Genomic DNA, 18,972 nt, shown 5'->3' on the forward strand with positions numbered 1-18,972 from the left:
CCCCCGCTCCCGCGCCGAATCCCACTCCCGTGTCTGCTGCCCGGCCATCTCCCGAGCCCGCGCCCACCTCTGCATCTGCTAACGCCTCCACTCCGACGCCAGACTCAAGCCCCGCGCCACACTCGGGTCCCGCGCCTCACTCGGACCACACGTCTGACGCCGGCCCCGCACCTCGCCCTGTCCCCGCACCTCGCCCTGTCCCCGCACCTAGCCCTGTCCCCGCGCCTGCCGTCGCACCTGACCCCGCCGCCGCACCCGGCAACGTTGCTACAGGCAACGACCTGTGGGCTGACCGGGCAGCCGGTGTCAGCGTAGATCCCTGTCCCCACGGCACCCCCGGTGTGGACGACAAGCCCCGTCCGGACAACGAGCCTGGCCCGGACAACGAGCCTGGCCTGCGTAACGAGCCTGGCCTGCGTAACGAGCCTGGCCTGCGTAACGAGGCAGGTCTGGGTAGCGAGGCGGGTCTGGACGAGCCCGGCATGGATGATGAGGCCGATCGTGAGGCGCCCCACTCAGCCGAGAGCGACCTCCCAGAACCTCTCGACCCCAGCGACACTTGGACAGTAGACCCCTTCCAACCACCCAGCGAAAGCCCGCCCGAGACAGTCGAGTCAATGACCGCGGACGAGCTGCGTGCCCTCGCAGCCCGGCTGGCCCAGATCAAACACGACGCCCACACCCGACCGCACGGTGAACGGCCTGCCCCGGCTCGCCCGGGCAAAACCGAGGTGTATGTGCACCTCACCGACCACACCCTCGCCACCGGTGCCGGAGTCCTGCGCGCAGAAGAGATCGGCCCGCTGCTGCTCGCCCAGTTCACCGAACTCGTTGGCTACGGCCCCTACGTGGTCAAGCCGGTCATCGACGTCAACAAGGCCATCAGCTCCGACGCCTACGAAATCACCGACCGGATCCGCGAACACATCAAACTCACCCACCCCACCGAACAATTCCCCTACGGCACCCGCGAAACCACCAACAACATCGACCTCGACCACATCACGCCCTACAACCCCCTCGGCCCACCAGGCCAAACCAACACCCAGAACCTCATACCGTTGAGCCGCTACGGCCACCGGGTGAAGACGCACGCCGCCGGATGGAAGGTCCGCCGCATCGACGCCAGGACGATCGAGTGGACAACGCCCCACGGCTTCATCCTCCGCGTCGACCCCACCGGCACTCACCCCGTCCCCAGGAGCTCTACGTGATGGCCAGGTGCAGCAGTCCGCCGGAGAAGGTGGGACGGAGGACCGCTTCCACCCGGACGAACTGCGCGTGCACGGGGGTGAAGGTGGTTGTGTTCAGGCGATCAACAGCCACCTCGTACAACGTGGGATCGGCGACTGGGCGCCAGGTGGTGCCGTCTAGCCAGAGGACTCGCCAGGAGGCTGGGACGCGGCACTGGCCGAAGCCGGTGTCGTCGAACCAGTACGCCGATGCCTGTCGGAGCTCGCGGACCTCCCGGAGGTCGTACTGGATCCACTCCGTTGTGCCGCGCCGGTCCCACCAGGTGAAGCGCGGAATGGAGGTGTCGGCGGAGGACGCGGGCAGGCGGCCGTCGTCAACCGCCTCGAGCGAGTCGCCGGCGTAGACGTGTGAAGCGGTGATTCGGGGGCGGAGTCGCCACTCTGCGCCGGTTGACGAGGCTTGAGGGAAGGCGGTGATGCGGAGCCGGGCAGCGCCCATCGGGATCAGGGTGACGGTCTCGTCCGGCTGGGTCGTTTTGGCTGGGCTCGGCTGCAGTAGGCCGACCACGTTCTCGCTGTCGCTCTCCCACTGCGGGATACGGCGCGCCTTCGTGGTCAGCGCCAGCGGGACACCCGCGGTCGTGAACGGGTCCGCGCCGGGCGCGGGAGTCCGTCGTACGGGAGTGAAACCGGCATCTGGCACCAGACCGTAGTTCCACGGGGAGTCCGGGTGTACGGCGAGCTCGGGCCACTCCGTCGTACCGCCGATGGGCTCGTAGCGCTCACCGATGGCCAGCGAGTAGGTCAGTGGGCCGCGGTCGACAGACACGGAGTCATGGTTGGCCGTCCACTGCCGTGTGCGGACCTGCATCGGCAGCACCAGCTTCACGCGGTCGCCGGACCGCCATGTGCGGTCTAGCTGGATCCAGCCGCCATCCGCACGCACTCGGGAGCGCTCGCCGTTGACTGCGACGGAGTACCCGTCCGCCCAGCCAGGGACCCTTAAATACAAGGGGAAACGCGAGTTGCCCTGCACAGTGAAGTTCATGGTGTCGCCGAACGGGTACTCGGTCTCCTGCACGATGCTGACGGTCTCACCGCCACCGACCTTCGCAGTCACCTTGCTGGCGGCGTAGAGCGAGGCGGCCAGGCCGTTGTCGGTAGTGGCCAGCCACAGCTCCTGCGCGTAGTACGGCCAGCCCATGCCGTAGTTGTGCGGACAGCACCGGTACTGGTGGATGCCGTACTTGTAGGCCAGCATGGCGAACCCGTTCTGGAACTGCCCATGCTTGATGGTGTCGTCGAGCTCCACACTGTTCGCACAGGTGATGTAGTGCATCACCTTCTGCTGCGGGTCGTACGACGCGGTGAGCGAGTTGAACGCCAGCTCCTCACACCGGTCGGCCCACACGGTCTCACCGGTGAAGCGGGACAGCATCTCGAAGCTGTGCATCAGCTCGACGATTCCGCAGGTCTCGAACCCCTGCCGCGGGTCACCGAACCCCGGCCGCGAGTTCTCGTCCCCCGCGAACCCACCGCCCGGGAACTGACCGTACTGCTCCATCACCGTCGCATAGTTCCGGTACGTCGCCGCCCGGTGCTGCTCGTTGTCCGACAGAAGCCAGTACTGCAAGGGCTCCCGGAACCCCTGGGCCAGGTTGACGTTGTGCCAGGTCGGAATGCCGTTGACGTAGTCCGCCGAACCGGAGTGCATCTTGTGGACCAGGTCGAGCAGCCATGACTCACCGGTGCGGTTGTAGAGCCAGTACGCGCTGTCGATGTTGTCACCCCAGCGGAATGCACCCCACGACCGGTTGAACACCTCAGGCGGCTGCATGTTCTGGAACCGCAGGTACTTCGTCATGAACGGTATGACGCGCTGGTCGCCGGAGTACTCGTACCAGGACCGGATCGCCGCCAGCAGCGGCATGCCCGGCCAGAAGTCGGGCCCACCTTCCAGAGAGGTCCGTAGCCGGTCCGGTCCGAACCAGCCGTCGGCCGCCTGCGTCCGGATGATGCCGTCGATCCACCGCTGTGCTCTGGTCAGTACGCCGGTGTCGCCGGTGACGTAGCCGAGATCACCGAAGCCCCGCAGCCAGTACGGCAACTCCTCCCAGGCACTCTTCGTCCGGTCGACCCAGCCGTTGGACTCGTACACCAGGAAGTCGGAGATCTCGTCGTACCGGCCGTTGAGTCCGTTGATCTGCAGCTTGAGTTGCTGGGCCAGCCAGCCGCGAGCCTCGATGGCACCGGGCGGCAGCTTCTGGAACGGCACAGGTCGCAGCGGCGCCCGCTGCGGAACGTAGTGCCCGCCACGGCCGGCGGGTGGGCCAAAAGGGCGGGCTTCGGCAGTAGGTGGTTCGACGGCGCTCACGGCAGCCGCCGCGGCCAGGGTGACACCGAGGAATTCACGACGGGGCAGTCCCTTCGGAAAGGTCATGGCAGTCCTGCTTTCGGGTGATTCGGGGGCGGACGATCACACCAGGACGGAAAAGCAGAATACGTTTTCCGTCGCTGCTAAAGTAGCATCATGAAGCGCCCGGCGGTACGGATCACGGATGTCGCGGCGCTGGCCGGAGTCTCTGCCGGGACGGCCTCGAAGGCGCTCAACAACACCGGCCAACTCAGCCAGGACACACGCGAGCGGGTACGGCGGGCTGCGGCTCAGCTCGGCTTCACGCCCGACGTTCGCGGCCGGGCCTTGTCGTCGGGGCGCACGTTCACGGTCGCCCTGCTGACCACCGACAGCTCCGGGCGGTTCAGCATCCCGATCATGCGTGGCGTCGAGGACGTGCTCAGTGCGGGCGAGCTGGCGACCGTGTTGTGCGACACCCGCGACGACCCGCTGCGTGAGCAGAGCTATCTGCGGTCGATGGTGGCACGTGGTGTCGACGGCATCGTCGTGACCGGCCGTCGCACCGAGCCGCGCCCGCCGATCGACGTACCGCTGCCGGTTGTCTATGCGCTAGCTGCGTCGACCGATCCGGCAGACGCCTCGGTGATCGTCGATGACGCCGCCGGTGCGGCCGCTGCGATCACTCATCTGCGGACGCTCGGACGGACCCGCATCGCGCACATCACCGGCCCGGCCGATCACCGCTCTGCCGTCGAACGCGCCCAGGCGATGACCACTCTGGTCGGTGAGCCGCTGTTCGGCGAGTGGAGTGAGCAGTGGGGCCGGCAGGCGACCGACCTGCTGCTGCGTAGCCACCCCGACGTCGACGCCATCACCTGTGGCAGCGACCAGATCGCCCGCGGCGTGTGCGACCGCCTCCGGGAGCTGAGCCGCGCCGTACCGGCTGAGATCGCTGTCACCGGCTACGACAACTGGCCGGTGATGGCGCTGGCCAGCCGGCCGCCACTCACTTCGGTGGACCTGCGGCTCGAGGAGCTCGGACGCCGAGCCGCCCAACTCCTCTTGGAAGCAATCGCCGGTACGCCGCACCACGGCGTACTGGAACTCCCAGCGCAACTGGTCCCCCGGGAGTCGACGCTGGGTGGCTGACCTACTTGGTCTGCTGACCTCGGCGAGCCCAGCGGAAGGCTACGGCTGTCCACAGGACGGCTGGGATGCCGAAGATGGCAGCTGCGACCTCACGACCGAAGACCAAGAACCCGAGGCCGAGCAGAAAGAACGGCGCGGCCAGCCAGACTGCCCCGACGAACGCCGCCCAGCGCCAGCGTCCGGTGGGCCGTGGCGCCGGCCGGTAGGGCGAAGGCGTCGGCAGGCCGCTGAAGATCGGTTGCAGATCGCCGTGCGTGACGGCCTCGTTCAGCAGGTCCACCCGCCGGTGCAGCTCGAGTTCGTCCAGCCGGCCGATCGCGAACTGCTCGGCCAGCTCATCGGTGAAGACCCGCCGTTCCTCGTCGGTCAGCCGAACGTTGGCCACGCGTCGTCGCGCCGCGACCACCCGCGCCTCCTGTCCGGCCGCCGCGGCCCGACCCATGAGGTCTCCCGGCCTGACCGTCGGTCGCCGCTCCACCATCCGCCCCACCTCACCCTCGTCCTTCGAGTGTGCCAGACGATCGGGCAACGACAACCTCACCGGATATCCCCCGAAGTTGCCCGGCGGAGTCCAACTGTGGAAGCAGCGGTTCATGCTGCTGCCGGGTTGGCGAGCAGTTCGGCCAGCGCTTGGGCTGGGGTTTTCAGTTGGAGTGTAGGGCGGGGGCGCTGGTTCAAGGTGGTGGCGATCCGGTCCAGGTCGGTAGCGGTGTGGATGGACAGGTCGCTGCCCTTGGTGAGCCAGTGGCGTAGGAGCCGGTTGGTGTTCTCGTTGGTGCCGCGTTGCCAGGGGGCGTGTGGGTCGCAGAAGTAGACCGGCATGTTGAGGTCGAGCTGGATGCGCCGGTAGCCGGCCAGTTCACGGCCGCGGTCCCAGGTCAGCGAGCGGCGTAGGTGGTCGGGCAGGTTGGTCATCTGGGCGATCATGGCCTCGGCCACGGTGTCGGCGTCGTGCTGGCCGGGCAGGTGCAGCAGGATCGTGAACCGGGTGGTGCGCTCGACCAGCGTGCCGACCGCTGAGCGGTTGCCGGTGCCGATGACCAGGTCACCTTCCCAGTGGCCGGGCACGGCGCGGTCGGCGGCCTCGGCGGGGCGCTGGCTGATCGTGAACGCGTCCCGGTAAGGGTCCCGGGTCTGGTGCCGGTCGCTGCCGCGTGGTTTGCGTGCCGGGCGGTGCAGACTCAACTGGCGGTGCAGGTCTAGGCGCAGCTGGCCGCGGGACTGCACATACAACGCCTGGTAGATGGTTTCGTGGGACACACGAGCCATCTTCTCCTCAGCGCTGTCACCGGGGTGGTCGTGGCGCAGCACCGCCGCGATCAGGCCCGGGGACCAGCCGGCATCCATCCACTCCTCGATCCGCTGGCACAGCCCCGGATCGGCCAGCTTGAACTCCTTCGGACGCCGCCGCCGTTCATGAGCAGCCCGGTGCGCCACCGGCGCCCAATACACCCCGTCCTGGCTGCGATTACGGTCCACCTCGCGCCAGACCACCGACTTGTCCCGCCCGATCGCCTCACCGATATCGCCGTACGAAAGACCACGCCGTACCAGCACCGCGATCACCGCCCGGTCCTCACTGGTCAACGGCCGGCGAGACCTCGCCCCCTCAGTCTCACCCGCGCCAGGCACACCCTCCGGCACGCTGCCCGCCAACCCACCAGACCTACCCCGCTGCATCGACGACTCCATGAGCCCTGATGCTCGCCACCACAACGCCCCCGTGCCCCACGACACGCCCGCAGCCAACGAAGCCGACTGCAACGACAACCCACCACACACCAACCCGAGAAACCTCTCCCGCACCTCATACCCACGCGCAACCGGCATCGGACAACACCTTCCTCAAGGCGTGCTTCGACCGCTGGACTCCGCCCCCCTTCTCCCCTGAAAATTTGAGGGGAGAAGGGGCGAGTCGGACGGATATCCCCTCAAATTTCCGCAGGGGAGGTTAGGCCAGGGCTGCGGGGAGGGTTGCGGTCCAGACCTCGCGGAGCTCGGTCAGCGGGATCTCGAACTGGTCCTGGACGTCGAGGGTGTCGCCGGTGATGACGCCGATCTTGGTGTGCGGGAAGCGACGCGCCGTACACATGTCGGTGAAGCGGACCTCTTCAGTGCGCGGTACGGCGACAACTGCGCGGCCGGCGGACTCCGCGAACAGGAAGAGGAACGGGTCCAGGTTGTCGGGCGCCCACACGCGCGCACCGACACCGCCGCGCAGTGCGGACTCGACCAGGGTCTGGGCGACACCGCCGTCGCTGACGTCGTGGGCGGCGTCGATCAGGCCGTCACGGGACGCGTTGATCAGGATGTCGGCGAGCTGCTGCTCGGCGGCCAGGTCGACGGCCGGCGGGCGGCCACCGAGGTGACCGTGGACGACGTGCGCCCACTCCGAGCCGGACAGCTCCTCGGCGGTCTCACCGAGCAGGTAGAGCTGGTGGCCCTCCATCTCGCCGGTGAAGCCGATCGGCGTACGGCGGGTGACGTCGTCGATGACACCCAGGACGCCGATGACGGGCGTCGGAAGGATCGCCACCTCACCGGTCTGGTTGTAGAACGACACGTTCCCACCGGTGACCGGGATGCCCAGTTCCTTGCAGCCGTCGACCAGGCCGCGGATCGCCTCGGTGAACTGCCACATCACGTCCGGGTCCTCGGGGGAACCGAAGTTCAGGCAGTCGCTGACGGCAACCGGGCGGGCGCCGGTCGTGGCGACGTTGCGGAAGGACTCGGCCAGCGCGAGCTTGGCGCCGGTGTACGGGTCCAGCTTGGCGAAGCGGCCGTTGCAGTCGGTGGAGACGGCGACGCCGAGACCACTCGTCTCGTCGACCCGGATCATGCCGCTGTCCTCGGGCTGCGCGAGCACCGAGTTGCCGAGCACGTACCGGTCGTACTGGTCCGTGATCCAGGACTTGTCGCACAGGTTCGGCGAGCCGACCAGCTGCAGCAGGGTGTCCCGCAGCTCGGCCGAAGTCGTTGCGCGCGGCAACTTCTCCGCGCCGTCTGCCTGCAGCTCGTCCTGCCAGGCCGGCCGCGCGAATGGACGGTTGTAGACCGGGCCCTCGTGCGCGACGGTCTCCGGCAGTACGTCGACGACGCGCTCACCGTGCCAGTCGATCTCCAGCCGGCCGGTGTCGGTGACCTCGCCGATCACGTCCGCCTGGACGTCCCACTTGGCGCAGATCTTCAGGAACTCCTCGACGTTGGCCGGCGTGACGCAGGCCATCATCCGCTCCTGCGACTCACTCATCAGGATCTCTTCGGGAGACAGCGACGCATCCCGCAGCGGCACCTTGTCCAGCGAGACCCGCATGCCACCGTCACCGGCGCTGGCCAGCTCCGAGGTCGCACACGACAGACCGCCACCACCCAGGTCCTGGATGCCCTCGACGACCTTCGCGGCGAAGAGCTCGAGCGTGCACTCGATCAGCAGCTTCTCCATGAACGGGTCGCCGACCTGGACCGCCGGCCGCTTGGTCGGGCCGCCTTCGGCGAAGGTCTCGCTGGCCAGGATCGAGACGCCGCCAATACCGTCGCCGCCGGTCTTGGCGCCGTACAGGATCATCTGGTTGCCGACGCCGGTCGCGTTGGCCAGGTGCAGGTCCTCGTGCCGCATCACACCGACACAGAGCGCGTTCACGAGCGGGTTGCCGATGTACGTCGGGTCGAAGACGACCTCGCCGCCGATGTTCGGCAGGCCGAGGCTGTTGCCGTAGCCGCCGATCCCGGACACGATCCCCGGGAGCACCCGCTTGGTGTCCGGAGCGTCCAGCGGACCGAAGCGCAGCGGGTCCATCACGGCGACCGGGCGGGCGCCCATCGCGATGATGTCGCGGACGATGCCGCCGACGCCGGTGGCCGCACCCTGGTAGGGCTCGACGTACGACGGGTGGTTGTGCGACTCGACCTTGAACGTGACCGCGTAGCCCTCGCCGATGTCGATCACGCCGGCGTTCTCACCGATCCCGGCGAGCATCTTGCCGGCCGGGGTCTCCTGCGGGATCTCACCGAACCGCTTGAGGTGCACCTTGGACGACTTGTACGAGCAGTGCTCGCTCCACATCACCGAGTACATCGCCAGCTCGCAGCTGGTCGGACGGCGGTCCAGGATGTCGCGGATCCGCTGGTACTCGTCCGGCTTCAGACCGAGCTCGGCCCACGGCTGCTCGACGTCCGGGGTGCTCTCGGCATTGGTGACGGTGTCAGTCGACACTTTTCGACTCCTGCACTAGGTGGGACTCAGGTGAAACGGTACTGGGCTGCCCGGGAGCGACGAGATGCGCCACCAGCAGTGGTACGGCGAAGCCGGTCATGATCGCGGGCAGTGCGACCCCGGCGTCGTTCAGGAGCATGCCGACCAGACCACAGGTCGACAGCGCCAGCAGCGTCGGCCGGATCATCGGCAGACTGGTGTAGAAGGACCGGTACGCCGGGAAGGGGACCCGAGCGGGGAGCACAGTCGCGAGCATCGCGAGCACGACCGCGACGAGCATCGCCCAGCCGGCCGGTCCGTTGAAGAACGCAACAGCCATCTGCAGCTTGCGGATCAGCACGTCACTGACGTCACCGTCGAGCAGCCGCGCGAAGAACGTGCCGAAGTGACTGCGCTGGTCCGCCGGACGCAGATAGTCGAGGAAGGCAACCGCAGTCACCGCCAGTACGCCGGCCACGCCCACACCGATCAATGCGCGCAAGGTGATGCTGCCGCGCCAGGTCAGCCAGGCCATGAGCAGCACCGCCGGAGTCAGCGCGATGATGCCGCCGAAATCGGTCCCCCAGCCCGGTCTGCCGTCCACAACGATCGCAGCGCCGCCAATCGCGAGCACAGCAAGGGCTGCCTGCACTCTGCTCTTGTCGATCAGCTTCTGCGCGACCCAGCCGGCCACAACGAGCGCTGCGACCGCCAGCGTGGCGAAGGTCGAGTTCCCGAAGCCATAGAACCGGCCACCGATCACAGGTCCGTCGGTGAACATGCTGCCGAACTGCAGCGGCGTACCGAGCACACCGTCGACCAGGAGGATCGCGTAGGCGGCCAGTGCGATCCCTAGGAACGCGTAGCGCTTCAGGAAGACCTGGGTGAGTACCGCGAAGAGCGCACTGATCCCCAGAACGACGCAGTACAAGGAGAAACCAGGAGACGGCCAGCGCCACCAGACGGTCGCCGTGGACAGGAAGACTGCGATGAAAAAGCCGCCCTGGGTCAGCAACGTGAAGGTGAAGGTACGGCGGGCGCGGGGGCTCCGGGTGAACCAGAACCAGGCCAGCGCGAGCAACTCAGCGACCAGGATCGTCATCGACACCGCAACCAGCATCGGCCGCGGCTGCTCGAACCGCTGATTGGTGTCGAGCCGCTCCTCGATCACCGCAGCCGCATCGGTATGACGATCGCCGTCGAAGTGGATCTCGTTGCCGTCGAGCGGGCCGGCCTGCGCGTCTCCAGCCGGGTCGATCGGCTTCGCCTCACCACGCAGTACGGTGGCTGTGATGTCGGTGAGCTGGATCAGTCCGGGCCGTCGGGTCGAATCGCTCGTCAGCCAGCGCGGACCGTTGTCCGGCGGGAGCTGCATCGCGACGAGCGGCTGCTGGTGCGCGTTGGCGAGCTCCTGGCCGACACCGACCAGCAGCACCCAGCCATCGGCCGCACGGGCCTGCGCGACCAGCTCGGCCACCCTCCGGCGCGCTTCCTCCCGGCCTTCTCGCGGCGGCAGCGCACCGGCATCTATGAACGCGTCACCGCACGCGTTGCTCGCGAGCTTCGCCGCATCGAAGGTCGGGGACCAATTGCTGACCGAACCGTCTGTCTTGGCCACTGCTATCGCCGCACCCGGCCCGAATCCGCAGACACGTTCGCGGCTCGCACCCAACCGGCCGAGTGGTGCACCGGTGTGGTGCTCGGCCTGGCGGTCGATGTACGTCTGCCAGTCGGCAACCTTGCCGTCGGTCACCGCAGGCAACTCAGCACACGACTGCCCGAGGACGCTGCCCCAGGCGCGGGTGCCGGCACTGATGGTCAACCAGCCGTCGAGCGGGCACGTGTTCGGACCAGCCGTCTTCACCGTGATCGAGCCGACATGCGACTGGTCCACCAGCGCAGTCAGCTCGGGTGACACCTGTACGTCGTGCCAGGTCAGACCCGGTACGCCGATCACGACGACCTTCGCCAGCAGGTCGGTCGGCTGGGCGTTCGCCGTACCGGCTCCGACGAGTAGTACGGCGGTGGCGGCAAAGAGGGTGCGGCACAGGAAGCGCCGCAGCCCTGAGCGTCCCATCAGGAGGCGACGACGGCCTTCAGCACCGAGGTGAAGAAGCCCAGGCCGTCCGTGGTCGGTCCGGTGAGTGTCTCGACGGCGTGCTCCGGGTGCGGCATCAGGCCGACCACGTTGCCGCGCTCGTTGGTGATCCCGGCGATGTCGCGGTACGAGCCGTTCGGGTTGCCGAGGTAGCGGGCGACCACCCGGCCCTCGCCCTCCAGCCGGTCCAGCGTCGCCTCGTCGGCGACGAACGAACCGTCCTGGTTCTTCAGCACGATGGTGATCTCGTGGTTCGCGTCGTAGTCGCTGGTCCACGCGGTGCGGTTGTTCTCGATCCGCAGGCCCTGGTCCTTGCAGATGAACTTGCGGTGGTGGTTCTTGATCAGCGCACCAGGCAGCAGGTGCGACTCACACAGCACCTGGAAGCCGTTGCAGATCCCCAGCACCGGGAGACCCTCACCGGCCTTCTTGATGATGGTCTCCATCACCGGGGCGAACCGGGAGATGGCACCGGCACGCAGATAGTCGCCGTACGAGAAGCCGCCGGGCAGGACGACCGCGTCGACCCCGTGCAGGTCGGCGTCACCGTGCCAGAGCGCGACCGCCTCGGCACCGGCCACGGCGGCCGCGCGGCGGGCGTCGACGTCGTCCAGCGAACCCGGGAAGGTGACGACCCCGACCTTCACTGTCCCGCCTCAACGTCAGCAGTCTCGACGTGGAGGGTGAAGTCCTCGATCACGGAGTTCGCCAGCAGGGTGTCGGCGGCCTTGCGGATCTCGGCGACCCGTTCCTCGGTCGCCTCACCGTCCAGGGTGATCTCGAACCGCTTTCCCTGCCGGACGTCGGCCACGCCGTCGAAGCCGAGCCGGCCGAACGCGCCGTGCACCGCCTTGCCCTGCGGGTCGAGGATCTCGGGCTTGAGCATGACGTCGACGACAACGCGAGCCACTGACTACTCCAGGTCTCGTTCCGGGGTGACGCACCGAATCCTACCGACCGGGTGCCGGATTCCCGCATTCGCGGACTATTCACTCAGTACATACACGCGGTGTATAGTCGTTCGCATGGCAACCGCTGAACTCGTCCTGGGCCTGCTTTCGGCAGGTCCTGCGCACGGGTACGACGTGAAGCGCGGCCACGACAGCTGGTTCCCCGACGGGCGCCCGCTGGCGTTCGGGCAGGTGTACACAACGCTGGGCCGGCTGGAGCGGGACGGACTGGTCGAGGTGGTCGAGAAGACCTCCGGCGGCGGTCCGGACCGGACGGTCTACGCGCTCACCGACAAGGGCCGCCAGCACCTGGCCGACTGGCTGGTCGACCCGGTGCCGCCCGCCTGGGGCAGCGCGGACGAGGTGCTGCGCAAGCTCGTCGCAGCGGTCCGCACCGGCGGTGACGCCGCCGCCTTCCTGGCCCGGCAGCGTGCCAGTCACCTGCGCCGCATCCGCGAACTGCAGGAGACCCCGGCCGGTCAGGACCCGACCTCCCCGATGGTCCGCGACTACATCGTCGCCCACCTTGATGCCGACCTGCGCTGGCTCGACGGCGCCCTCGACCGCATTGCCCTTGACAGCACTGCCCTTGACCGCACTGCCGAGCAGGAGAACTCATGAACGCTCTTGAGCTGACCGACGTCGAGTTCGCGTACCGGCGCAACACGGCCCTGCGTGGCGTCTCACTGCAGGTCAAGGCCGGGGAGATCGTCGCCATCACCGGTGCGAGTGGCTGCGGCAAGTCCACGCTGCTGCACTGTGCGGCCGGCATTCTGAGCCCGGACTCCGGTTCGGTGCGGCTGGACGGGCAGGATCTGGCGACCCTGTCTCCGGAGAGCCGGGCCGAGCTGCGGCGGACCAAGATCGGTGTCGTGCTGCAGTTCGGCCAGCTGGTTCCGGACCTGCCGCTGATCGACAACGTCGCCCTGCCGTTGCTGCTGGCCGGCCACCAGCGTTCCGAGGCCCACGTGCATGCACGGGAGTGGCTGACCCAGGTAGGCATCGAGGACGAGGCAGACGCCGTACCGTCCGAGCTGTCCGGCGGCCAGACCCAGCGGGCGGCCATAGCCCGCGCGCTCATCACCGGACCGACCGTCGTGCTGGCGGACGAGCCCACCGGCAGTCTGGACAGCCGGGCTGGCAAGGAACTGCTCGACGTCCTCATCAAGACCGCCAAGTACCGCGGTGCGGCCCTGGTGATGGTCACCCACGACAACCTGGTGGCCGCTTCCGCCAACCGCGAGATCCGTCTCCGCGACGGCGTCATCCAGCACGAAGTGGCCCTCTGATGAAAGTCGAGACCCTGCTCCTGCTGGCCAGATCCCGGACGCCCGCGGACCGCAGTCGCACCCGGCTGACCGTCGGGGCCCTGGGGCTCAGCGGGGCGTTCCTGCTCGGAGCGCTCCGGGTCGCTCGGCTCGGTCGTGCAGAGCTACCGGCCAGCACCTACAGCAACTACCTCGCCGAGCCCGGTCTGCGGTCCGGACTGGCCGCGATCCTGGTTCTCCTGGCCGCGATCACCGCCGGCCTCGCCGTACAGGCCTTGAGACTCGGTACGGCGGCTCGTGAGCGCCGGATGGCCGCTCTGAAGCTGGCAGGGGCGTCCAGTCGGCAGGTACGGCGGTTGTCCATCACAGACGCGGCCATGGCGGGGTTGGCCGGCGGTCTGGTCGCCGGACCGCTCTACCTGGTGCTCAGCCTGTTCCTGAGTCTGCTGCCGAGAATGGCTCAGGTCCTGCCCCCGGCCCAGCCGGTGGACCTGCTGACCTGGATCCCAGTGGTCGTGACGATGACCGCGGCCGGTGCGGTGATCGCCGCCGTACTGCACCGGGACGACCTCCTGCCGCGGGCGGAGCATCCGCTCGGGAAGACGAGTCGCTCGGGAGTCATCACGGGGGTCGCACTCGTCCTCTTGGCAGTGGTTCTGGCGCCCTTCCTCGGGTATGTCGCCACCACCGCGCTCGTGGTCGGTCTGGCCTTCGTTCTCTACAACCTGAACCGGGCGTGGATCCGGATCATCGGTCAGCGGCTCGCCAGGTCCGGCAGCCCGCTCAACCTGCTGACCGGAGCTCGTCTCGTCACCGAGGCCCGGCCCGCGACACGGATGAGTACCCTGCTCGGCTGCTGCGGCTTCCTGATCGGTGCGCTCGCCAACGGCGTGATCGCGGTCGTGGTCTCGCAGGAAGAGTTCTTCGACAGCACGTTCCCGGTGACGGGTTTCGCTCTGGCCATCTTCGCCCTGCTACTGGTGACGACCGTGGCGATGGCCGCCCTGATCGTCGGTGTGGCCGATCAGCTGGTCGACCAGCGCCGGCAGCTCGCGTGCCTCACCGCCCTGGGTGTCGACGCCCAGTTCCTGCGCCGGATGATCACCCGGCAGCTGAGCATCGTCGGCGCGCCGGCCCTCGCAGTGGGGATGGGCCTGGGGATGCTGATCACTCTCGGCCGGGTGGTCGGCGGCTCGATCATCGGTGACGAGCCCGAGCCGTATTACGGCATCTACCTGGTCGCTGCGAGCGCGGTCGTCGCCCTTGGCCTGCTTCTCGGCGCGGCTGGCGGCGTCCTGGCCGGCTACCTGCTTCGCAACCAACTGCGGGATGCACTCGATCCCGAGAATCTGAGGGCTGCCTGATGAGCCTCTCGCTGAGCACCACCCTCCTGCTCGCCAGGTCACGGACAGCCGCCGACCGCAGCCGCATCCACGTCGCCACAGCCGCCCTGGCCTTCACCGGCGCGTTGTTGATCAACGCCGCACACATCGCCTTGCTCGGGCGGGGTGAGCTGTCCAAGGACATCTACAGCAACTACGTCGCCGAGTCCGGCCTGCGTCCGGGCCTCAGCGCGGCTCTGGGGATCCTGGCAGTGCTTGCGGGCAGTCTGACGGTTCAAGCGCTGCGCCTCGGCACAGCCGCCCCGCGAACGGCGGTTCGCAGCCCTGCAGTTGGCCGGCGCGTCTTTAGGGCAGGTACGGCGGCTGTCGACCGCCGACGCGACTCTGGTCGGTCTGGCCGGCGGGCTGCTGTCCGGTCCGCTCTATGCCGTCCTCACTGCGCTCTTCGGCGGACTGCCTCTGATGGCTCGGATCTTTCCCGGGCTCAGCTCTTCGGACCTCCCGGTGTGGGTTGCCGTCGCCGTCGTACTCGCCCTGGGTGGTGCAGCGATGGGCTACCTCACCTACCGCGATCCGTCGGCGGACAGGCCGGCCTCCACCTTCCCGATACCGACTGGAGTGCTCGGCGGCTTGGCCTGCCTGGTACTCGCGGCGCTGACCTGGTCACGGTTGCACTTCTTCACGGTGCCGCTGATTCTGATCGGTCTGGCCATGGTGTGGGCGACTCAGGTCCACCGGTTGGTCAGACCGGCCGGTCGCCTGCTCGGCCGCTCGGGTGTTGCCGGGCAACTGCTGGCCGGAGCGCGCATCGTCGCCGACGCCCGGTCTGCCGCCCGGATGGGTGGGCTGCTCCTCGGCTGCGCCTTCCTGGTCGGCACTTTGGCCCACACGGCGATCTTTACGTTCGTCTACAAGGGCGACCCCGACAGCCTCGGCTTCTACTTCGCCGGCTTCGGGATGAGCGCGCTCGGCCTGGTCCTGATCGGCGCGATCGCACTGGCGTCGCTGATTGTCGGGGTGGCGGATCAACTCGTCGACCAGCGCCGGCAACTGGCCTGCCTCACCGCAATGGGCGTCGATGTCCGTTTCCTGCGCCAAGTGGTCCGTGACCAGATCGCCATGGTCGCGACACCGGCGCTGATGATCGGCAGCTGTCTGGGGCTCGTGGTGGGCCCGGGTGGGCTGATCCGCTTTCAGATCGACCCGCCTTCAGTGCCGTTCCTTGCAGCCGGCCTGGCCGGCGCGCTGCTGCTGTCCTGGGGCTTCGCCACCGGCGGTGCCGCACTGGCCGGCTACCTGCTTCGCAACCAACTGCGGGATGCACTCGATCCCGAGAATCTGAGGGCTGCCTGATGGCCACTGTTCCTGTTCCGCTGTCCGTCCGGCCGGCCCTGCTGCTCGGAGTCCCCAACCGCATCACGCTGCTGCGGACCGTGGTCGCCATGGTGATCGCTGCCATCGCGTTCCGCACCGGTGCGCTGAGCTGGTTGATCGTCGGGTACGCCGCGTACTGGATCGGTGACATCGCCGACGGTGCGGTCGCCCGGTACCGCAACGAGGAGTCCGAGGGCGGTGCGGTCTTCGACATCGTCTGCGACCGCGCGTGCTCGTTCCTGCTGGCCGCTGCGTTCATGGCGACGTTCCCGCTGACCATCGGGCCGCTGGCGATCTTCCTGGTGCAGTTCGGTGTGCTGGACACCATGCTGTCGCTGGCGTTCCTGCTGTGGCGCGGAACACTCAGCCCGAACTACTTCTACAAGGTCGACTACCCGATCTGGCTCTGGAACTGGTCCAAGCCGGCCAAAGCCGTCAACACCGCCGCAGTGGTCGTGTCACTCGTCATCGCGCACCAGACCGGGGCGCAGTGGCTGCCCTACACGATGGCGATCGCGGCGTGCGTGGTGAAGATCGCATCGTCGTACCGGCTGATCGCGATCCTCCGCGGCCGGCAGGCTGCCGCACCCAAGGTGTGAAATGTTCGTGATTGCTCAGGCAACAGCGCATAGCCTCGAGATCATGTGGGTGTGGCAGCTGTTGCTGGCGGTCGGCTTCGGGATCGGCTCCGCCATCATCCCGGTGATGAACGCCGAGGCGTACGTCCTCGGCGTCGGCGTCTCCGGCGCCCTCGACCCCGTGGTCGCCGCGATCGGCGTGTCCGTCGGGCAGACGATCGGCAAGGTGGCCATGTTCCTCGCGGTCCGCTACCGGCCGGGCTATGCGACGCGGAAGTCCAAGGAGCCCAAGCCGGTCGACCTGGACACCCGCTGGGGCCGGTTCGTGCAGTGGAACCGGGACGTCAGCAAGCGCCTCCTCGACGCGATGAGCGACCGCCGCTGGGGCATCCCGGTCACGCTGCTGAGCGCCTCCGTCGGCATCCCACCCCTGTACGGCGTCGCCCTGATCGGCGGTGCCTCCCGGATGGGCGTGGTCACGTTCGCCGTGTCCGTGCTGGTCGGCCGTGGCGCGCGCTTCATCCTGCTGGCGCTCGGCGTCGGCCTCTTCTAAGCGGTGAAGGTCCGCCCGGTCAGCTGCTCGTAGGCCCCGATGTACGCCGACCGGGTCCGCTCGATCACCTCGTCGGTCAGCGGCGGCGGCGCCTCCCCGGAGTGCCGGTCCCAGCCGGACTCGTACTGCAGCCAGTCCCGGATGATCTGCTTGTCGTACGACGGCTGCAGCCGCCCCGGCTCCCACTGCTCAGCCGGCCAGAAGCGACTCGAGTCCGGCGTGAGCACCTCATCGGCCAGCACGATCGTCCCGTCCGGGCGCGCACCGAACTCGAACTTGGTGTCGGCCAGGATGATCCCGCGCTCCTCGGCCATCGCCCGGGCCCGCGTGTAGATGTCCAGCGTCGCCTGCCGCAGCGCCGCGGCCGTCTCCGCGCCGACGGTCGCCACGACCGCGTCGTACGAGACGTTCTCGTCGTGCTCGCCGATGTCGGCCTTGGTGGCCGGGGTGAAGATCGCCTCGTCCAGCCGGGACGCCTCCACCAGGCCGGACGGCAGCGGGATCCCGCAGACCGCACCGGTCGCCTGGTAGTCGAGCAGGCCGGAGCCGGTGAGGTAGCCGCGCGCCACACACTCGACCGGGAACATCTCCAGCTTCTCGCAGATCACCGCGCGGCCGGCCACCTCGGCCGGCACATCGGTGGACAGGATGTGGTTCGGTACCCCGAGCTGCTCGAACCACCACAGGCTCATCGCGGTGAGCACCTTGCCCTTGTCCGGGATCGGCGTGCTCAGAATCCAGTCGAACGCACTCTGCCGGTCGCTGGCCACCATCAGCAGCTCGCCGGACTCCAGCTCGTACAGGTCGCGAACCTTGCCGGAGTGGATGTGCTTCGCACCGGGGATTTCGGGAGCCGCGGGTGGTGTGGTCACGAGGCCGATTCTTGCAGGCGGACCGCCAGCACTGACCAACTGCGTCCCAAGTGCCCTCGTCAGTGGCTGCTGAGCGTGGACTTGCGGGCTCGGCGTGACTTGGTCAGTGCTGCAGCTCCGCGCACCGCAGTGCCGCCCAGCCACATCAGCCCGTCTCGCACCCCAATCGCCACCGGGTTCTCGAGTTGACCCAGGCGGCCGATCTGGCGGGAGCGTTTGACGAGCTGGGTGGCCGCGGGGCGGCGCTCTGCGTCGTACTGGGTCAGGGCGGTGACTGGGTCGGGTGTGGAGCGGAGGTGTCTGGCCAGCGCGCCGGCGTCCTCGATGGCGGTGCAGGCGCCTCGGCCCATGTTCGGGGTCATGGCGTGGGCGGCGTCGCCGAGCAGGGCGATCCGGCCGGCGGCGAACGGGACCAGTGGGAGTGGCAGGTCGTAGATGTCGTTCTGCAGGGCGGTCTGGGTGCTGGCCAGGAGTGCCGGGATGGGGTCGTGCCAGCTGCCGAACCTGCGGATGACCTCGGCCAGGTCGCCGCTCTGGCCGGCGGGCTGATTGGCCGTGGCGTACCAGTACGTGCGGCCGTCGATCAGCTGAGCGACCCCGAAGCGCTGCGCCGGTCCCCACGTCTCCCCGCCGTTGTCGGCCTGCACCTCGGCAAGACCGCGGTACGCCGTGTAGCCCGAGTACTGCGGACCGGCGTACTGCGGGTAGAGCGCCGTACGGATCACACTGCGCAGTCCGTCGGCCGCAATGAGCAGGTCGGCCCGGAGCGATCCGTTGACCAGCACCCCACTGTCGTCCTGCGTCACGGTCTCGACCGTGTACCCGGTCCGCACCGTCACGGCCGGACCGAGCTCGGCGGTGATCAGCTCATGCAGCTGCGCCCGATGAATCATCACCGGCAACTCGACACCCAGATCGGTCGCCCCGACCACCCAGCGACCACTCGGCTTCCGCAGCCCAGTCGGCCCGGACAGCGCCGCCGCCCGATCCACCCCCTTCACCCCGAACTCGCTAAGCACCCGATTAGCCCCCGGCCACACCGAGAT

Annotated in this window: 18 protein-coding genes; 8 read left to right on the plus strand and 10 right to left on the minus strand. The window is 68.3% G+C overall.

Annotated features, from left to right (window positions below; genetic code table 11):
• Positions 1 to 617 precede the first annotated feature (617 nt).
• Positions 618 to 1,214, plus strand: coding sequence for a hypothetical protein (locus E1261_RS30080; protein ID WP_132412470.1), 597 nt, complete (start codon positions 618 to 620; stop codon positions 1,212 to 1,214).
• Here E1261_RS30080 and E1261_RS30085 read toward each other — a convergent pair.
• Positions 1,207 to 3,633 carry a beta-L-arabinofuranosidase domain-containing protein gene (locus tag E1261_RS30085; RefSeq protein ID WP_202875160.1) on the minus strand — a complete coding sequence of 809 codons (2,427 nt, stop codon included), beginning with the start codon at positions 3,631 to 3,633 and terminating at the stop codon, positions 1,207 to 1,209. The genes E1261_RS30080 and E1261_RS30085 overlap by 8 nt on opposite strands.
• Before the next feature lie 90 nt (positions 3,634 to 3,723).
• Here E1261_RS30085 and E1261_RS30090 point away from each other — a divergent pair, with 90 nt between their 5' ends.
• Positions 3,724 to 4,698 carry a LacI family DNA-binding transcriptional regulator gene (locus tag E1261_RS30090; protein ID WP_132412472.1) on the plus strand — a complete coding sequence of 325 codons (975 nt, stop codon included), beginning with the start codon at positions 3,724 to 3,726 and terminating at the stop codon, positions 4,696 to 4,698.
• Position 4,699: 1 nt separating this feature from the next.
• Here the strand turns inward: E1261_RS30090 and E1261_RS30095 are convergent, their stop codons facing one another.
• From E1261_RS30095 to purS, 6 genes are all read right to left on the minus strand, one after another.
• Positions 4,700 to 5,140, minus strand: coding sequence for a DUF1707 SHOCT-like domain-containing protein (locus E1261_RS30095; RefSeq protein ID WP_238176521.1), 441 nt, complete (start codon positions 5,138 to 5,140; stop codon positions 4,700 to 4,702).
• 149 nt (positions 5,141 to 5,289) lie between these two features.
• Entirely contained in the window at positions 5,290 to 6,528 is a 1,239-nt protein-coding gene (locus E1261_RS30100) for an IS30 family transposase (RefSeq protein ID WP_132412474.1), read from the minus strand.
• 121 nt (positions 6,529 to 6,649) lie between these two features.
• Positions 6,650 to 8,911 carry a phosphoribosylformylglycinamidine synthase subunit PurL gene (gene purL, locus E1261_RS30105; RefSeq protein ID WP_132412476.1) on the minus strand — a complete coding sequence of 754 codons (2,262 nt, stop codon included), beginning with the start codon at positions 8,909 to 8,911 and terminating at the stop codon, positions 6,650 to 6,652.
• A complete protein-coding gene (locus E1261_RS30110; protein ID WP_238176522.1) occupies positions 8,901 to 10,967 on the minus strand; it encodes a hypothetical protein in 2,067 nt (688 codons plus the stop codon). Before E1261_RS30110 ends, purL begins: the two co-directional genes overlap by 11 nt.
• Positions 10,967 to 11,635 carry a phosphoribosylformylglycinamidine synthase subunit PurQ gene (gene purQ, locus E1261_RS30115; protein ID WP_132412478.1) on the minus strand — a complete coding sequence of 223 codons (669 nt, stop codon included), beginning with the start codon at positions 11,633 to 11,635 and terminating at the stop codon, positions 10,967 to 10,969. Before purQ ends, E1261_RS30110 begins: the two co-directional genes overlap by 1 nt.
• Positions 11,632 to 11,898, minus strand: coding sequence for a phosphoribosylformylglycinamidine synthase subunit PurS (gene purS, locus E1261_RS30120; RefSeq protein WP_132412480.1), 267 nt, complete (start codon positions 11,896 to 11,898; stop codon positions 11,632 to 11,634). The genes purQ and purS overlap by 4 nt, the downstream gene beginning before the upstream one ends.
• A gap of 115 nt (positions 11,899 to 12,013) precedes the next feature.
• Between purS and E1261_RS30125 the strand changes: the two genes are divergently transcribed.
• Genes E1261_RS30125 through E1261_RS30135 form a run of 3 tightly spaced genes read left to right on the plus strand, consistent with a single transcriptional unit; the run spans position 12,014 to position 14,570 of the window.
• Entirely contained in the window at positions 12,014 to 12,559 is a 546-nt protein-coding gene (locus E1261_RS30125) for a PadR family transcriptional regulator (RefSeq protein ID WP_132412482.1), read from the plus strand.
• The gene (locus E1261_RS30130; protein ID WP_132412484.1) at positions 12,556 to 13,227 is read left to right on the plus strand and encodes an ABC transporter ATP-binding protein; all 672 of its coding nucleotides are present in this window, start codon (positions 12,556 to 12,558) and stop codon (positions 13,225 to 13,227) included. The genes E1261_RS30125 and E1261_RS30130 overlap by 4 nt, the downstream gene beginning before the upstream one ends.
• Positions 13,227 to 14,570: an FtsX-like permease family protein gene (locus E1261_RS30135; protein WP_132412486.1), complete on the plus strand. Its 1,344-nt coding sequence runs from the start codon at positions 13,227 to 13,229 to the stop codon at positions 14,568 to 14,570. Before E1261_RS30130 ends, E1261_RS30135 begins: the two co-directional genes overlap by 1 nt.
• Positions 14,571 to 14,608: 38 nt before the next feature.
• Here the strand turns inward: E1261_RS30135 and E1261_RS30140 are convergent, their stop codons facing one another.
• On the minus strand, positions 14,609 to 14,827 hold the full coding sequence (locus E1261_RS30140) for a hypothetical protein (RefSeq protein ID WP_132412488.1): 219 nt from the start codon (positions 14,825 to 14,827) through the stop codon (positions 14,609 to 14,611).
• Positions 14,828 to 14,879: 52 nt separating this feature from the next.
• Here E1261_RS30140 and E1261_RS30145 point away from each other — a divergent pair, with 52 nt between their 5' ends.
• The 3 genes from E1261_RS30145 to E1261_RS30155 are packed head-to-tail and all read left to right on the plus strand — an operon-like array spanning position 14,880 to position 17,054.
• Positions 14,880 to 15,902 carry a hypothetical protein gene (locus E1261_RS30145; protein ID WP_132412490.1) on the plus strand — a complete coding sequence of 341 codons (1,023 nt, stop codon included), beginning with the start codon at positions 14,880 to 14,882 and terminating at the stop codon, positions 15,900 to 15,902.
• Complete coding sequence (locus tag E1261_RS30150) at positions 15,902 to 16,522, plus strand: CDP-alcohol phosphatidyltransferase family protein (protein ID WP_132412492.1); 621 nt, start codon at positions 15,902 to 15,904, stop codon at positions 16,520 to 16,522. The genes E1261_RS30145 and E1261_RS30150 overlap by 1 nt, the downstream gene beginning before the upstream one ends.
• Position 16,523: 1 nt before the next feature.
• Positions 16,524 to 17,054 carry a hypothetical protein gene (locus E1261_RS30155; protein ID WP_238176523.1) on the plus strand — a complete coding sequence of 177 codons (531 nt, stop codon included), beginning with the start codon at positions 16,524 to 16,526 and terminating at the stop codon, positions 17,052 to 17,054.
• Here E1261_RS30155 and E1261_RS30160 read toward each other — a convergent pair.
• Both E1261_RS30160 and E1261_RS30165 read right to left on the minus strand, forming a co-directional pair.
• Positions 17,051 to 17,926, minus strand: a complete 876-nt coding sequence (locus E1261_RS30160; protein WP_132412494.1) for a phosphoribosylaminoimidazolesuccinocarboxamide synthase — start codon at positions 17,924 to 17,926, stop codon at positions 17,051 to 17,053. The genes E1261_RS30155 and E1261_RS30160 overlap by 4 nt on opposite strands.
• 59 nt (positions 17,927 to 17,985) lie before the next feature.
• Positions 17,986 to 18,972: FAD-dependent monooxygenase (locus E1261_RS30165; protein WP_132412496.1), on the minus strand; the 987-nt coding region annotated here is incomplete at its 5' end.

Origin of the sequence: Kribbella albertanoniae (assembly GCF_004348455.1) — a bacterium.
Taxonomy (GTDB): domain Bacteria; phylum Actinomycetota; class Actinomycetes; order Propionibacteriales; family Kribbellaceae; genus Kribbella; species Kribbella albertanoniae.

What these genes read in the sequence shown, in the direction of transcription:
- E1261_RS30080 (WP_132412470.1), top strand. Translation starts at nt 618, where the DNA reads ATGACCGCGGACGAGCTGCGTGCCCTCGCAGCCCGGCTGGCCCAGATC.
- E1261_RS30085 (WP_202875160.1), bottom strand. Translation starts at nt 3,633, where the DNA reads ATGACCTTTCCGAAGGGACTGCCCCGTCGTGAATTCCTCGGTGTCACC.
- E1261_RS30090 (WP_132412472.1), top strand. Translation starts at nt 3,724, where the DNA reads ATGAAGCGCCCGGCGGTACGGATCACGGATGTCGCGGCGCTGGCCGGA.
- E1261_RS30095 (WP_238176521.1), bottom strand. Translation starts at nt 5,140, where the DNA reads ATGGGTCGGGCCGCGGCGGCCGGACAGGAGGCGCGGGTGGTCGCGGCG.
- E1261_RS30100 (WP_132412474.1), bottom strand. Translation starts at nt 6,528, where the DNA reads ATGCCGGTTGCGCGTGGGTATGAGGTGCGGGAGAGGTTTCTCGGGTTG.
- E1261_RS30110 (WP_238176522.1), bottom strand. Translation starts at nt 10,967, where the DNA reads ATGGGACGCTCAGGGCTGCGGCGCTTCCTGTGCCGCACCCTCTTTGCC.
- E1261_RS30125 (WP_132412482.1), top strand. Translation starts at nt 12,014, where the DNA reads ATGGCAACCGCTGAACTCGTCCTGGGCCTGCTTTCGGCAGGTCCTGCG.
- E1261_RS30130 (WP_132412484.1), top strand. Translation starts at nt 12,556, where the DNA reads ATGAACGCTCTTGAGCTGACCGACGTCGAGTTCGCGTACCGGCGCAAC.
- E1261_RS30135 (WP_132412486.1), top strand. Translation starts at nt 13,227, where the DNA reads ATGAAAGTCGAGACCCTGCTCCTGCTGGCCAGATCCCGGACGCCCGCG.
- E1261_RS30150 (WP_132412492.1), top strand. Translation starts at nt 15,902, where the DNA reads ATGGCCACTGTTCCTGTTCCGCTGTCCGTCCGGCCGGCCCTGCTGCTC.
- E1261_RS30155 (WP_238176523.1), top strand. Translation starts at nt 16,524, where the DNA reads ATGTTCGTGATTGCTCAGGCAACAGCGCATAGCCTCGAGATCATGTGG.